General features: G+C 71.6%; 9 protein-coding genes. 7 read left to right on the forward strand and 2 right to left on the reverse strand.

Going from position 1 to position 13,817, the window contains the following annotated elements; genetic code table 11:
* The first annotated feature begins 666 nt into the window (after positions 1-666).
* A complete protein-coding gene (locus tag BLV72_RS50795; protein ID WP_244321305.1) occupies positions 667-1,137 on the forward strand; it encodes a helix-turn-helix domain-containing protein in 471 nt (156 codons plus the stop codon).
* A 177-nt stretch (positions 1,138-1,314) separates the two neighbouring features.
* On the opposite strand, the gene BLV72_RS44000 is transcribed toward BLV72_RS50795, so the two are convergent.
* Positions 1,315-2,274 (reverse strand): DMT family transporter, encoded by a 960-nt coding sequence (locus BLV72_RS44000; protein WP_093469504.1) that lies wholly within the window; start codon positions 2,272-2,274, stop codon positions 1,315-1,317.
* Between the two features lie 210 nt (positions 2,275-2,484).
* Between BLV72_RS44000 and BLV72_RS44005 the strand changes: the two genes are divergently transcribed.
* The 5 genes from BLV72_RS44005 to BLV72_RS44025 all read left to right on the forward strand — a co-directional run bounded on the left by BLV72_RS44005 (position 2,485) and on the right by BLV72_RS44025 (position 10,248).
* Positions 2,485-3,504: a glutathione S-transferase family protein gene (locus tag BLV72_RS44005; RefSeq protein WP_093469506.1), complete on the forward strand. Its 1,020-nt coding sequence runs from the start codon at positions 2,485-2,487 to the stop codon at positions 3,502-3,504.
* Positions 3,505-3,967: 463 nt separating this feature from the next.
* Positions 3,968-4,186 (forward strand): hypothetical protein, encoded by a 219-nt coding sequence (locus BLV72_RS44010; protein WP_059148372.1) that lies wholly within the window; start codon positions 3,968-3,970, stop codon positions 4,184-4,186.
* Between the two features lie 104 nt (positions 4,187-4,290).
* Positions 4,291-5,097: an HlyD family efflux transporter periplasmic adaptor subunit gene (locus BLV72_RS44015; RefSeq protein ID WP_093469507.1), complete on the forward strand. Its 807-nt coding sequence runs from the start codon at positions 4,291-4,293 to the stop codon at positions 5,095-5,097.
* Positions 5,094-7,376 (forward strand): NHLP family bacteriocin export ABC transporter peptidase/permease/ATPase subunit, encoded by a 2,283-nt coding sequence (locus BLV72_RS44020; RefSeq protein WP_425288491.1) that lies wholly within the window; start codon positions 5,094-5,096, stop codon positions 7,374-7,376. Before BLV72_RS44015 ends, BLV72_RS44020 begins: the two co-directional genes overlap by 4 nt.
* Position 7,377: 1 nt before the next feature.
* Complete coding sequence (locus BLV72_RS44025) at positions 7,378-10,248, forward strand: NHLP bacteriocin export ABC transporter permease/ATPase subunit (protein WP_093469509.1); 2,871 nt, start codon at positions 7,378-7,380, stop codon at positions 10,246-10,248.
* 11 nt (positions 10,249-10,259) lie between these two features.
* Here the strand turns inward: BLV72_RS44025 and BLV72_RS44030 are convergent, their stop codons facing one another.
* Positions 10,260-11,828 (reverse strand): MDR family MFS transporter, encoded by a 1,569-nt coding sequence (locus tag BLV72_RS44030; RefSeq protein ID WP_093469510.1) that lies wholly within the window; start codon positions 11,826-11,828, stop codon positions 10,260-10,262.
* Positions 11,829-12,055: 227 nt separating this feature from the next.
* Here BLV72_RS44030 and BLV72_RS44035 point away from each other — a divergent pair, with 227 nt between their 5' ends.
* Entirely contained in the window at positions 12,056-13,747 is a 1,692-nt protein-coding gene (locus BLV72_RS44035) for a phospholipid carrier-dependent glycosyltransferase (protein WP_093469512.1), read from the forward strand.
* The last annotated feature ends 70 nt before the right edge of the window (positions 13,748-13,817 follow it).

Raw genomic sequence — 13,817 nt, forward strand, 5'->3', positions numbered from 1 at the left:
ACAGCCCCGCCGCGCCCCCCACGCAGTGCCCTGGCCTGCGGGGACACCTCCTCATCCGGCAGCCCCGCCCCGCGGAACCGGCCCGATGTCCCCGGCACTTCACGAGGTCCCGTGAACCGGTCATACAGTACGGCGGGTGCGCGGACCGCCGATCGGTCCGCGCGGTATGGCGCACCGCGGGGGGTGGGGAGGAGCACTGCTGTGGAGACACGGGCGCACACCGGGCGGCTGGACGAATTGCTGCACGAGGTGCGGCGGCAGATGAGCCGGGGGACCGGGGGGAGAGAGATCCGCGGGTGGTTCTCGACTGGCTGGGCCGGCAGATCGACGCCGATGTCGCGCTGGTCGGGAGCGCGGGCGCGGTCGAGACCGCCACCGCGCGCTTTCCGCGCCAGATCCTGCCCTCGCTCGAGCCGACGCTGTTCCGGCTGGCCGGTGGTCAGATGGCCGCGGTGGTCACCGAGAGCGGCGCCTTTCAGGTGCGTCTGGAGGCCCTCGGCCCGCGCGCGCCACGCCCCGTCCTGGTGGTGGCCGGTACCTCGGCGCCCAGCCGCGAAGCGGCGTCGCTGGTCTCGCACGCCGGGAGCCTCATCGCGCTCACTGGGGTCCACGCCGAGGGCCACCCTCGACATCACCCGGCTCGCCGTCACCTTCCCCCGGTCCGCCGTGGCCCGGCTGCTGGACATCAGCCGCAACACCGTCTCCCACCACCTCAGCCGGGTGGAGACGACCCTCGGCCCGGACTTGGCCGATGTGCGCATCCGGGCCGCCCTCGACCTGGCCTTCTGCCTGGCCGGAGGGCAGCCGGACGCCGGTTTCGGCGCCGTGCGCGGGCGGCCGGAGCCCACTTTGGACGAGTTGTTCCGTACCGAGCCCGCACACGCCTGGGCGCGGGAATTCCTCCGCCCGCTCCAGGACACCCGTGGCCGCGATCTGTACGCCACCCTGTGCGCCTGGATCGACGCGAACACCGACGCCCAGCGGACCGCCCGCCATCTCGGTCTCAGCCGGAACACCGTCAGGGCCCATCTGCGGGCCGCCGAACACCTGCTCAGCCGTGATCTGCTCACCACCGGTTCCGGGATCCACGACCTGGTGCACGCCCTGCACATCACCGGGCTCCACCCGGCGGACTGATCGCGCACCGTGCACATATCACAGGCGCGCGATGCGCACCGTGCACCGTTGCCCGCCCCGGTGATCCGCTTTACCGTCACTCCTGCCGCGCAGTGCGGGAACGAAGCCTCGCCTCCCAGCGTGACGCCGGTCTGCATCACCACGAGGGGAGTGATGCAGACCGGCGCCGTACGGTGTTCATAGCTCCGAGGGCTTCTTTTCCGCGGTGGGCGCGGTGCCGACTCGGGGGCGTGCCGAGCCACGTCCCCGAGTGACGGCGAGCACCGCGCCCGAGAGCAGCACCAGCGCGCCCAGTGCTTGCAGACCGCCGAAGGACTCGCCCAGGAAGAGCATGGCGCACCCGGTATTGATCACCGGGACCATGAACATCATCAAGGACGCGGAGGCGGGACCCACCGCGCCCACTCCCCGGTAGTAGAGGAGATTGGCGACGGCGGCCGGGCCGATGGCGAGGAACACCACGTTCAGCCAGAGGCCGGGCGGTAGCGCGCTCCAATGCGTCTCGCCGAGGTCGGGTGCGGCGAGTACCCCGAGCAGCACCGCCCCCGCACACGTGGCGTAGGTCGTGGCGCGCAGCGGATCGACACCGGCCAGCACCCGGGGCCCGATGAGCGTGTACGCGGCCCAGCACACCGCGCTGAGCAGATAGAGCAGATCGCCCGACAGCCGGGTGGCGCCGCCGTGCGCGCTGCCGCCCGCGCCGAAGAAGAACACCACCGCCCCGGCGAGCCCGAGCGCGAGCCCCGCCAGCCGTGCGCCGGAGGGCCGGTCACGGCCGGTGACCAGGAGAAAGGCGCTGGTGAGTACCGGGCTCAGAACGGGGATGAGGATTCCCGCGTCGAGTGAGGGCGCCAGCGAAAGCCCCCAGAAGAAGAAGCCGTTGTAGGCGAACACCCCCAGCAGGCCCGCGAGCGCGGCCCGCCCGCCGCCGCGCGCGGAAGCCGGGGCGGCCGGTCTGCCGAAGAGTGCCACGGCCGCCAGCAGGGCGACCGCCCCGCCGCCGAAGCGCAGCAGCGCCGCCACGGTGTGCGGCATCTGGGCGACCACCGACTTGGAGCTGGAGAAGGCGCTGCCCCACAGCAGCATGGTGATGGTGAGCAGGAGATACGGGCTCTTCCAGCCCTTGTTCTCAGGCATGCCCCGACCCTGGCCCCCGGCCCGGCCTCCGGTCTTGAACGCTGGTGCGCCTGCGCCCCCGTAGCGCCGCCCTGTCCGATCGGTGAGGAATACCCCTTCCCGGGGCGTGGAACCGAGTAGGTGTCACCTGTGGCGCACACGCCTCGGAGGACGACCGTGACACGGACCGTTCACGACGGTTCCCGCTTCGGAAGGTGGTAGGTGGTCCCGATGAACACCGCTGACCAGGAGACACCCAGCGAACGCAAGGAATTCCGCCGATCCGGGCCGCACTTCGCCGACCGGATCACCGCCGACGGCCGGGACGGCTGGCCGGTGGAGGCCGGGCGCTATCGGCTGGTGGCCAGCCGGGCCTGCCCGTGGGCGAGCCGGGCGCTGATCTCACGGCGGCTGCTCGGCCTGGAGTCGGCCCTCTCGCTGGCCATCACCGATCCCATCCAGGACGAGCGCAGCTGGCGCTTCACCCTGGACCCGGGGGACCGGGACCCGGTGCTGGGCATCGCCTTCCTCAGTGAGGCGTACGACGCCCGCGAGACCGGATATCCGGGCGGGGTGAGCGTGCCCGCGGTCGTGGACGTCCCCAGTGGCGTGCTGGTCACCAACGACTTCCACCGGATCACCGTGGACCTCGCCACCGAATGGACCGCCCTCCAGCGCGAGGGCGCCCCGGATCTGTACCCCGAGGAGCACCGTGCCGAGATCGACGACGTGGCGGAGGGGATCTACCGCGATGTGAACAACGGTGTGTACCGGGCGGGCTTCGCCGAGCACCAGGACACCTACGACGATGCGTACCGACGTCTCTTCGCCCGCCTCGACGAGCTGTCCGAGCGGCTGTCCACGCGCCGCTATCTGGTCGGCGACACCATCACCGAGGCCGATATCCGGCTGTTCACCACGCTGGTCCGCTTCGACGCCGTCTACCACGGCCACTTCAAGTGCAACCGCAACAAGCTCAGTGAGGATCCGGTGCTGTGGGCCTACGTCCGTGACCTCTTCCAGACACCGGGTTTCGGGGACACCGTCGACTTCGACCACATCAAGCGCCACTACTACCGGGTGCACACCAACATCAACCCCACCCGCATCGTGCCGCTCGGCCCCGCCCTCTCCGGCTGGCTGACCCCGCATCACCGTGAGGAGCTGGGCGGGCGCCCGTTCGGCGACGGCACCGCACCCGGACCGGTGCCGGACGGCGAGGTGGTGCCGGCGGAGGGCCGGGCGGTCTGAAGTCGCACATGTCGCCTTCCCACGCCATCCCGCCCTCGCATGCGGCCTTGTTCGCCTGGTCTTCAAGTGATCGGCACACCTGTTACACAGACGCCATGTGTACCACCCGACTCATGCGCCACCTCGGCCCCGGCCCTGGCGGTCCGACCCGAAATGACGCGCGTCACATCGCCCGAGGATGCGATGCCACGTGAGGTCGGTGGCCTTTCTGTGAGGGAACGGCGTCGATGAGGTGCGCGAGTGTGTCCGCGGTGTGATCTGAAAGTGGCGGAATGCCCGGTTCCGGACCGTGGGTGATTCGCCGCGTGGCGGGCCCCGTGGTTACATCCCTTCCGCGCTCAGGCATTTCACGGAGCCCGGTGTTCTCCGGGCCTCCCGTGTCCATGCCGCGGGAGCTGATTCCCCTCGGTTCCCGTGCGCTGTTGCAAGCTCAACGAGACGTTCACCCAAGGGAGACGCAACAATGAACAACGCGCCCAAGGTCGCGACCCAGGAGATCTCCGACGCCGAGCTGGACAACGTGGCGGGCGGGATCGCCAGCCCCGTGGGCGACGTCCTCGGCACCGTCGACTCCGTCACCGGCCCGGTGACCGGCGCCCTCGGCACCGTGACCGGCACGGTTGACGGCCTCACCGGCCTGAACACCACCGGCATCGTCGGTGGGGTCGTCGGCACCCTCTGAGGCTGATTTACCGCTCCCCTGTGCCCCGGGCCTGCCTGGTCCGGGGCACTCGGCGGTCCGCGGCCCCCTTTAATCACTCCCTTCGCGGCTGAGGAAAGACTTTCGTGCAGTTCCGCCAGCAGGCCCTCTCCAAGCTGCAGTCGGCAGAGGACATCGACCTGCCGGTGCGCTACGCCCGCCCCCAGGGATGGCTGGCACTGGCGGTCACGATGGCGGTCATGGCCGGTGCCGCCGTATGGGCCGTCACCGGCACCGTGTCCAACACCCTCGATGCCACCGGGATCCTCACCCACGGCCAGGGCAGCTACGTGCTGCAGAGCCCGATCGCCGGCCAGGTGACCTCCGTCCTCGCCCAGGAGGGCAGCACCCTCCCGGCGGGCGCACCGCTGCTGAAGGTCCGCACCACCGGTGGCACCAAGGTCGTGCGCACCATCGCGGGCGGTCGGCTCACCACCCTCACCGCCTCGATCGGCTCCGTGCTGAACACCGGCGCCAACGTCGCCTCCGTGGAGCGGGTCGGCCACTCCGACGATCCCCTGGTCGCGACCCTGTACATCCCCGCGGACCGGGCGGCCTCGGTGCGGCCGGGCGCGTCGGTCGACCTCAGTGTGCAGTCCGCGCCCACGCAGACCTACGGTGTGCTCCGCGGTGAAGTGCGGGCCGTCGGCCGGACCGCCCAGTCGAGCCAGCAGATCGGCTCCTACCTCGGCAGTGAGCAACTCGGCGAGCAGTTCTCGAAGCACGGCCCGCCGGTCGCCGTCCAGGTGCGCCTCGAGCGCAGCTCCGGCACCCGCTCCGGCTACCGCTGGTCGTCCCCCGAGGGCCCGCCGTTCGCCCTCGGCTCCATGACCCTGACCAGCGGCACCGTCCACCTGGCCGACCAACATCCCAGCGATTGGCTGCTCCCGTGACCGCGACGAACCAGGGCGGACCGCCCCGGCCCGCACCCGCCGGAAGCAGTGGGGCGCGCCGCCCCCAGCCGACCCGCGGACGGCGCCGCGCGCCACGCGGTGGAACCGGGCCGAAAAAGACCCGGCGCCGGACCGTGCGCACCCCCACCGTGCTCCAGATGGAGGCCCTGGAGTGCGGTGCGGCGTCGCTCGCCATGGTGCTCGCCCACTACGGGCGCCATGTGCCGCTGGAGGAGCTGCGGATCGCCTGCGGCGTCTCCCGGGACGGATCGCGCGCCAGCAATCTGCTCAAGGCCGCCCGGAGCTACGGTCTGCGCGCCAAGGGCATGCAGATGGAGCCCGAGGCCCTCGCGGAGGTCCGGGCCCCGGCGATCCTGTTCTGGGAGTTCAACCACTACGTCGTCTACGACGGCATGGGACGGCGGTTCGGCAAGCGCGGCGTCCACATCAACGACCCCGACAAGGGGCGCCGTTTCGTCCCCGTCGAGGAGTTCGACACCAGCTTCACCGGTGTGGTCCTGGTCCTCGAACCCGAGGAGTCCTTCCGCCGGGGCGGGCGCCGCCCCGGGGTGCTGGGCGCCCTGCCGCCGCGCATGCGCGGCACCACCGGCACCCTGCTGGCCTCGCTGCTGGCCAGCCTGCTGCTGGTGGCGGTGGGGGCCGCGGTCCCGGCGCTCAGCCGCACCTTCATCGACACCTTCCTGATCGGCGGCCAGGACTCGACGCTGGGGCCGCTGTTCGCGTCCATGGCCGTGGCGGTGGTGCTCACCGCCGTGCTGACCGGCGTCCAGCAGGCGAATCTGCTGCGCGGACGCATCATCTCCTCCACCCTCAGCAGCGCCCGGTTCCTGCGGCATCTGCTGCGGCTGCCCGTCACCTTCTTCGCCCAGCGCAGCCCGGCCGACCTGGTCCAGCGGCTGCGCTCCAACGACACCGTCGCCGAAACCCTCGCCCGCGATCTGGCCGCCGCGGCAGTCGACGGGATCGTCGTGGTGCTCTACGCCTTTCTGCTGTGGACCTACGACCCCCAACTCACCGGTGTCGGCGTCGGGTTGGCGCTGCTCAACGTGGTGGCGATTCGGGTGGTGGTGCGGCTGCGGGCCACCAGGACCCAGAAGCTGCGGGCCGACACCGCGCGGCTGACCACCACCTCGTACACCGGTCTCCAGCTCATCGAGACGGTGAAGGCCACCGGCGGGGAGACCGGCTACTTCCGCCGCTGGGCCGGACAGCACGCCATCACCCTGGAGGAGCAGCAGCGCCTCGGCGTGCCGAGCGCCGTACTGGCCGTGGTCGCCCCCACCCTCGCCACGCTCAACAGCGCCCTCATCCTCTGGATCGGCGGACTGCGGGCCGTCGAGGGCCATATCTCCATCGGTCTGCTGGTGGCCTTCCAGGCACTGGTGACCCGCTTCACCGCGCCCATCACCCGGCTCAACGGAGTGGCCGGACGCATCCAGGACTTCTCCGCCGATGTGACCCGGCTCAAGGACGTGGAGAACTTCCCGGTGGACTCCCTCTACACCCGCGACGAGCCACGCGAGGACACCCGCCGGCTGACCGGGCAGGTGACACTGGAGAACATCACCTTCGGCTACAGCCCGCTGGACGAACCGCTGCTGCGCGACTTCTCGCTCTCCGTCGGCCCCGGCCGCCAGGTGGCGCTGGTCGGCGCGTCCGGCAGCGGCAAGTCCACCGTCTCCCGGCTCGTCTCCGGCCTCTACGCCCCCTGGGAGGGGGTCATCCGCATCGACGGACAGCGCCTGGAGGACATCCCCCGCGGTGCGCTGGCCGCCTCCGTCTCCTTCGTCGACCAGGACGTCTTCCTGTTCGAGGGCACGGTGCGGGACAACGTGGCGCTGTGGGACCCGTCGATCCCGGACGAGGCGGTGGTCGAGGCCCTGCGGGACGCCGCGCTCTACGACGATGTGATCACCCGGCGCCCCGAGGGGATCCACTGCCGGGTGGAGCAGGACGGCCGCAACTTCTCCGGCGGCCAGCGGCAGCGGCTGGAGATCGCCCGCGCCCTGGTGCGCCGCCCCAGTGTGCTGGTCCTGGACGAGGTCACCAGCGCCCTGGACGCGCGGACCGAGCAGATCGTCATGGACAATCTGCGCCGCCGCGGCTGTGCGTGTGTGGTGATCGCCCACCGGCTCAGCACCGTGCGGGACAGCGACGAGATCCTCGTCCTGAACCGCGGCACGGTCGTCGAACGCGGACGGCACGAGGACCTCGCCGCCGCCGGAGGCCCGTACGCCGAGCTGATGAAGGAGCACTGACATGGCGTCCGTTCACCCGGCCGCGGCGGTGGCCGCGGACGGCGGCGACGCGGTGGTCCAGGCGCTGGGCGCCCTCGGCACGCCCGTCGACTGCGCCGGGCTGCGCAGCCTCCCGCTGGAGGGCCCGCAGGTGCTCTGGCTCGTCGTCGGCGGGGCCCTGGACCTGTTCGCGGTCGACGCCGCCGAGGAGGGGCAGTGGCACTTCCTCGGCCGGCTGGAGACGGGCGCCGCGCTCCCGGGCCCGGTCGAGGGACCACGCCACACCCTGCTGGGCCGGCCCTCGCAGGACTGCCTGGTGCGCCGCATCCCGCTGCGCGAGCTCTACCACCCGGAGGCGTACGACACCTACGGCACGGGTCAGGCCCACGACCCGTACGCCACCTACGACGGCGGATTCCAGGACACCCCGCCCACCCCGCTGGAGCACGCCGTGGCGCTCGGGGTGAGCCGCAGCCTCGGTGTCCTCTTCCAGGCCCCGCTGGACGGCGGGGCCGCGCCCGAGGCGGAGGCGGCCGACGAGGACCTGCTCTGGCTGCCGGTGCCGCCCGGCAGTGTCCGCTACGGCGCCGAGTACAGCGCCCAGGCCGCCGGTGACCTGCTGATCGACGGCGCGCTGTGGCAGCGGATGGTCAATCAGCAGTACCGCCTCGGCACCGCCGTGGACCGCTGGATCGAGACCATGGAGCGGGCCCACGCGGACCGCACCGCGGCCGGCATCCGGGCCGGTGAGGCCGTGCGCACCCGCGCCGACCAGGCGCTGATCGCCTCCATCGGAGGGCAGCGGCGGGAGCGGCGGCCGTCGGAGGAGAGCACCGACGACGCCGTGCACGCGGTGTGCCGCCGGGTGGCCGAGGCCGCCGGGATCACCCTGCCCGAACCGCCGCGGGGCCGCGCCACCGACGACCGTACGGACCCGGTGGAGCGCATCGCCGCCCACGCCCGGATCCGCACCCGCGCCGTCCGGCTGGAGGGCGGCTGGTGGCGGGAGGACGCCGGACCGCTGGTGGGCTACCGCGCCAAGTCCGGGGCCCCGGTGGCGCTGCTGTGGCGGCGCGGCCGGTACGAGGCGATCAACCCCGCCTCCGGCCTGCGAATCCGTGTCGGCGGGGGCAACGCGGAGGAGTTCGAGCCGCGGGCCGTGATGTTCTACCGTCCGCTGCCCGACCGGCCGATGACGATGTGGCGGCTGATGCGCTTCAGCGTGCGCGGCGCCGCCGGCGACGTCCGCAACCTCCTGATCGCCGGGCTGGTGACGGTGGCGCTCGGCGCGCTGGTGCCGCTCGCCACCGGCCAGGTGCTGGGCGGATTCGTGCCCCGCGCCGAGAAGAGCCCCATCGTCCAGATCTCCCTGGCCCTGATCGTCTCCAGCGTCGTCGCGGCCGCCTTCATGCTGCTGCAGAACCTGACCCTGCTGCGTCTCGAGGGGCGGCTGGAGTCCACCCTCCAGCCCGCGGTGTGGGACCGGCTGCTACGGCTGCCCACCACCTTCTTCGCCCAGCGCTCCACCGGAGAGCTGGCCAGCGCGGCCATGGGCATCAGCACCATGCGCCGAGTGCTGTCCGGGATCGCCCCGACGGTCCTCCAGGCCGGCACCGTGGGCGCGATGAACCTCGCCCTGCTGCTGTACTACAGCGCCTCCCTGGGGCTCGCGGTGATCGCCGTACTGCTGGTGGTCTCCGGGGTCTTCCTCGGAATGGGGCTGTGGCAGGTGCGCTGGCAGCGACGGCTGGTGGAGAACGAGAACAAGCTCAACAACCAGGCGTTCCAGACCCTGCGCGGGCTGCCCAAGCTGCGCGTCGCCGCGGCCGAGAACTTCGCCTACGCGGCCTGGGCCCGCGGCTTCGCCCACTCCCGCGATCTGCACCAGCGAACCGGGCGCATCAAGAACCTCACCCAGGTGCTGGACGCGGTCTACCTTCCGCTGGTCTCCCTCGCCGTGTTCATGCTGCTGGCCGGTCCGGCGCGGGGCAGCATGTCCGCCGGGGCCTTTCTGACCTTCAACACCTCCGTGACCATGCTGCTCACCTCCCTGACGCAGCTCACCAACGCCCTGGTCTCGGTGGTCGCGGTGCTGCCCATGTTCGAGCAGGTCAAGCCGATCCTGGACGAACCGCCCGAGGTCCGCGGCGGCAGCGCACAGCCGGGGACGCTCTCCGGTGACCTCCGCGCCAGAAACCTCACCTTCCGCTACGGCGACGACGGGCCGCTGGTGCTCGACGATGTCTCACTGGAGATCCGGCCGGGCGAATTCGTGGCCGTCGTCGGCCCGAGCGGCTGCGGCAAGTCGACCCTGCTGCGGTTGCTCATCGGCTTCGAACGGCCGGTGTCCGGCAGTGTGCTCTACGACGGCCAGGACCTCGCCGCCCTCGACCAGGCGGCCGTGCGCCGCCAGTGCGGGGTGGTCCTCCAAAACGCCCACCCGCTGGGCGGCACGGTGCTCGACTGCATTCGCGGTGCCGAGCCGTTCACCCCCGAGGAGGCCATGGAGGCCGCCGAACTGTCGGGTCTGGCCGAGGACATCCGCCAGATGCCCATGGGGCTCCAGACCATGATCTCCGGCAGCGGCGCCATCTCCGGCGGCCAGCGGCAGCGGCTGATGATCGCCCAGGCCCTGATCCGCCGTCCGCGCATCCTCTTCTTCGACGAGGCCACCAGCGCCCTGGACAACGAGACCCAGCGCATCGTCATCGACAGCACCCGCCGTCTCCACGCCAGCCGGCTGGTGATCGCGCACCGGCTGTCGACCGTCATGGACGCCGATCGCGTACTGGTCATGGAGGACGGCCGGATCGTGGAGCAGGGCGCCCCGGCCGAGCTGATGGCCGTCCCGGGCGGAAAGCTGCACGAGCTGGTGCGGCGCCAGATGACCTAGGGTCTGCGGTGCTACGGGGCGGCCGGGCTGGCGGCCTCCTCCTCGGCCTTGTGCGGCTGCGCCACCGGCCCGGACCTGCCCCGCAGCGGGACCTCCTGGACACACAGGGCGGCGACGAAGGCCACGGTGCAGACGACGGCCGCGGTCAGGAAGATCTGCTGGGTGCCGGTGGCGACGGCGTGGAGATAGCCGTCCCGGGCGGACTGCGGCAGCCGGGCCAGCGCCGCAGGATCGGGCCGGGCCTCACCCGTCTTGGCCCCGGCGGGCGCATGGCCCTGGACGGCGCTGGTGAAGAGCGAACCGAAGACCGCGACGCCCAGCGAGCCGCCGATGGTGCGGAACAGGGTCACCGACGCGGAGGCAGCCCCCATGTCACGCATCTCCACACTGTTCTGCGCGATCGTGGTGACCATCTGCATCTGGCAGCCCATGCCCGTGCCCACCAGGGCCATGAAGCACCCGGTGGCCGTGCGGGAGGTCGTGGTGTCCATGGTGGCCAGCAGGAACAGACCGACGGCCATACAGACGGTGCCGACGATGGGAAAGATCTTGTACCGGCCGGTGGCGGACATGACCTTGCCACCGACCTGCGACATGATCACCACCGGGATCATCAGGGGAAGCAGCAGCAGACCGGAGCGGGAGGCGGAGACACCCTGGACGGTCTGCTGGTACAGCGGCAGATAGAGCGAGCAGCCGAACATGACCACCCCGCCCACCAGGATCAGCGAGGACGCCAGGGCGAAGTTGCGATGTCCGGTGAAGATGCGCAGCGGCATGAGCGGTTCGGCCGCGCGCCGCTGCCGCCCCACGAAGGCGGCCACGCCCGCCGCGGCCAGGGCGAACAGACCCAGGATCTGCCATGAGGTCCACGGATAGGTGGAACCGGCCCAGGTGGCGGCCAGTGTGAGGGCGCAGACGGTGGTCGTCATCATGGTGATGCCCGGCCAGTCGATACGGGCCTTGGCGCGGGTGGCGGGCAGCCGCAGCATCAGCTGGCACCAGACCAGGGTGAGGATCCCGAGCGGCAGATTGATGAAGAAGGCCCAGCGCCAGCCGAGATGGCCGGTGACGAAGCCGCCGAGCAGCGGGCCGCCGATGGTGCCGATGGCCATGATGGAGGCGGTCATGCCCTGGTAGCGGCCCCGCTCCCGGGGCGGGGCCAGCGAGGCGATCAGCGCGAACGCACCGGCGCCGATCCCGCCCGCGCCCAGGCCCTGCAGCGCCCGGAAGGCGATCAGCTGGGTCATCGAGTGAGCCGCGCCGGTCAGCGCCGAGCCGAGCACGAAGACCACGACCGCGATCAGATACATGTGCTTGCGGCCGTACAGATCGCCGAACTTGCCCCAGACGGGTGTGGAGGCGGCCGTCGCCAGGGTGTAGGCGGTCACCACCCAGGAGATGTGCTCCAGGCCGCCGAGATCGCCGACCACCGTCGGCATCGCGGTGCCGACGATCGTGGAGTCGAGCATCGACAGCAGCATCGCGAGCAGCACACCGAGCAGGGCCAGACGGACGTTTCTCGGGGTGGTCTCCGGCGGGGCGGGACTGCCGGACGGCGGTGCGTCGGATACGGACATGGCTGATCACTTCCTTCTCAACACGCTCGGCGCGGTGGTGCTCAGGCGGGCCCCGATCAGAAGAGCACACCGGACAAAATTCCCCGAAGCCCTGCGCGAGCACACGCTGCGGATGCACTCCGACGGCGAGCACGCCCCCCGGATGCCACGGTTCGGATTGCGGGGTTCGCTCAAGTTTCCCGACGGATGCCCTGTGCGGTGGCGCCTCGGCACTAGCGTCTGTCGCTATGCGGTGGGCGGGCGTGATCGACAGCGTGACCAGGACCGTCGGCGGGCCGAAGGGCCGGTGGGCGGCGGGGCCGGGCCGGCATCGGCGGTGGCTGGTGGTGGCCGCCGTCGTGGCACTCCTGGTCCAGATGGCGGTCGCGATGGTCACCACGGCGGTGGAGCAGACGCCGACCATCGACGAGCCCGTGTACGTCGGCACGGCGGTGGACTCCCTGCACCACCACCGGGTGCGGTACAACCCCGAGCATCCACCGCTGGGCAAGCTCATCATCGCGGCGGGGGTGGCCCTCGCGCGGCCGCACCTGGACGCCGCCTTCACCGGTGACCAGACGGCGCTCGGACGGCAGGTGCTCTACGCATCGGGCAACGACCCCTGGCGGCTGATGCTCTGTGCACGGCTGCCGATGGTCGCGCTGACGCTGCTGTTCGGGCTGGTGGTGTTCGCGTTCGCCCGTGAGCTGACCGGACCTGTGGGCGGGGCGATGGCGCTCGCCCTGTACACCTTCTCGCCGGACATCATCGCGCACGGTTCCCTCGCCACGCTCGACGTACCGGCGGCCGGTTTTCTGCTGACATCGGTCTGGCTGCTGTGGCGGGCGCGGCGGCGGCCACGGCGGTATCTTCCGCTCGCGGGGGTGGCGCTCGGTGCGGCCCTGGCCACGAAGATGAGCATGCTGGCGGCGGTTCCGGTGCTGTTGCTCCTGGCCGTGCTCTCGGTCCGGTACGCCCGCCGTACGCGCGACCGCACACCGCGCGGCCATGCGCGGTCGCTCGGGATCGGGGTGGCGGCGGCGGTGGCCGTGGCGCTGATCGCGGTGGCCGTGGTGTGGGCCGTCTACTTCCTGGTCGACCCCCGGCTGCGCTGGACGCCCACCGGGCCCGTGCCGGTCGTCCACGGGCTGCGCGGGCTCGCCGTCGACCTGCTGCCGCTCCCGGAGGCGTACCGCGACGGCATGCGTCTCCAGTTCGGCTTCGAGTACGACACCTGGCATGGCTTTCTGCTCGGCCGCCGCTACCTCGGGTCGCTCTGGTACTACCTGCCCGTCGCGTTGCTGGTGAAGACGCCCCTGGGCATGCTCGTGCTCTGGGCGGCCGGGACCGCCGTGATGGTGGTGGTGCCCCGGCTGCGGCCCGCCGCGCCGTATGTGCTGATCCCCGCGGCCGTGCTGCTGCTCGCCGCCCTGGACGGGGCCCGCAACCTCGGGGTGCGGTACGCCATCTTCCTGCCGATGTTCCTGGCCGTGGCGGCGGCCGGGCTGATGGCCGTGCGGCGGCGCTGGGCGTACGGGGCCACGCCGGCGCTGGTCCTGTTTGTCGCGGTCAGCTCGCTGCGGACGTATCCGTACTATCTGCCGTACTCCAACGAGGCATTCGGCGGCCCGCCCCGGACCCATCTGAGGCTGCATGACTCGAACGTCGACTGGGGGCAGGACCTGGGGCGGCTGGCCGATCGCCTCCGGGAGCGATACCGGGGCGAGCGGATCTGGCTGGTCTACAAGGGCAGCGGTGTGCCGTCCGCCTACGGCATCCACGCGTCCGACCCGCGCCGGGCCCGCCCCGAGGAGGTGCGCGGGCTGCTGGTGGTCTCGGACTCCTCGATCGCCCAGGCCACCGGCCGGCTGGCGGCGCTGATCGACGGCAGCGAGCCGATCGACGAGGTCGGCCACTCGATCACCATTTACCGCCGCTGACCACCCCCGCCATGTCATGACATCTCTCACACCGGGCGCCGTCGTAAAGGGGGCGTAGTGGCGCATAGCG

It is taken from the genome of Streptomyces melanosporofaciens (assembly GCF_900105695.1).
Classification (GTDB): domain Bacteria; phylum Actinomycetota; class Actinomycetes; order Streptomycetales; family Streptomycetaceae; genus Streptomyces; species Streptomyces antimycoticus.

Coding starts and splice junctions, on each gene's coding strand:
- BLV72_RS44030 (WP_093469510.1), bottom strand. CDS start 11,828: ATGTCCGTATCCGACGCACCGCCGTCCGGCAGTCCCGCCCCGCCGGAG.
- BLV72_RS44010 (WP_059148372.1), top strand. CDS start 3,968: ATGAACAACGCGCCCAAGGTCGCGACCCAGGAGATCTCCGACGCCGAG.
- BLV72_RS44035 (WP_093469512.1), top strand. CDS start 12,056: ATGCGGTGGGCGGGCGTGATCGACAGCGTGACCAGGACCGTCGGCGGG.
- BLV72_RS44005 (WP_093469506.1), top strand. CDS start 2,485: ATGAACACCGCTGACCAGGAGACACCCAGCGAACGCAAGGAATTCCGC.
- BLV72_RS44025 (WP_093469509.1), top strand. CDS start 7,378: ATGGCGTCCGTTCACCCGGCCGCGGCGGTGGCCGCGGACGGCGGCGAC.
- BLV72_RS44000 (WP_093469504.1), bottom strand. CDS start 2,274: ATGCCTGAGAACAAGGGCTGGAAGAGCCCGTATCTCCTGCTCACCATC.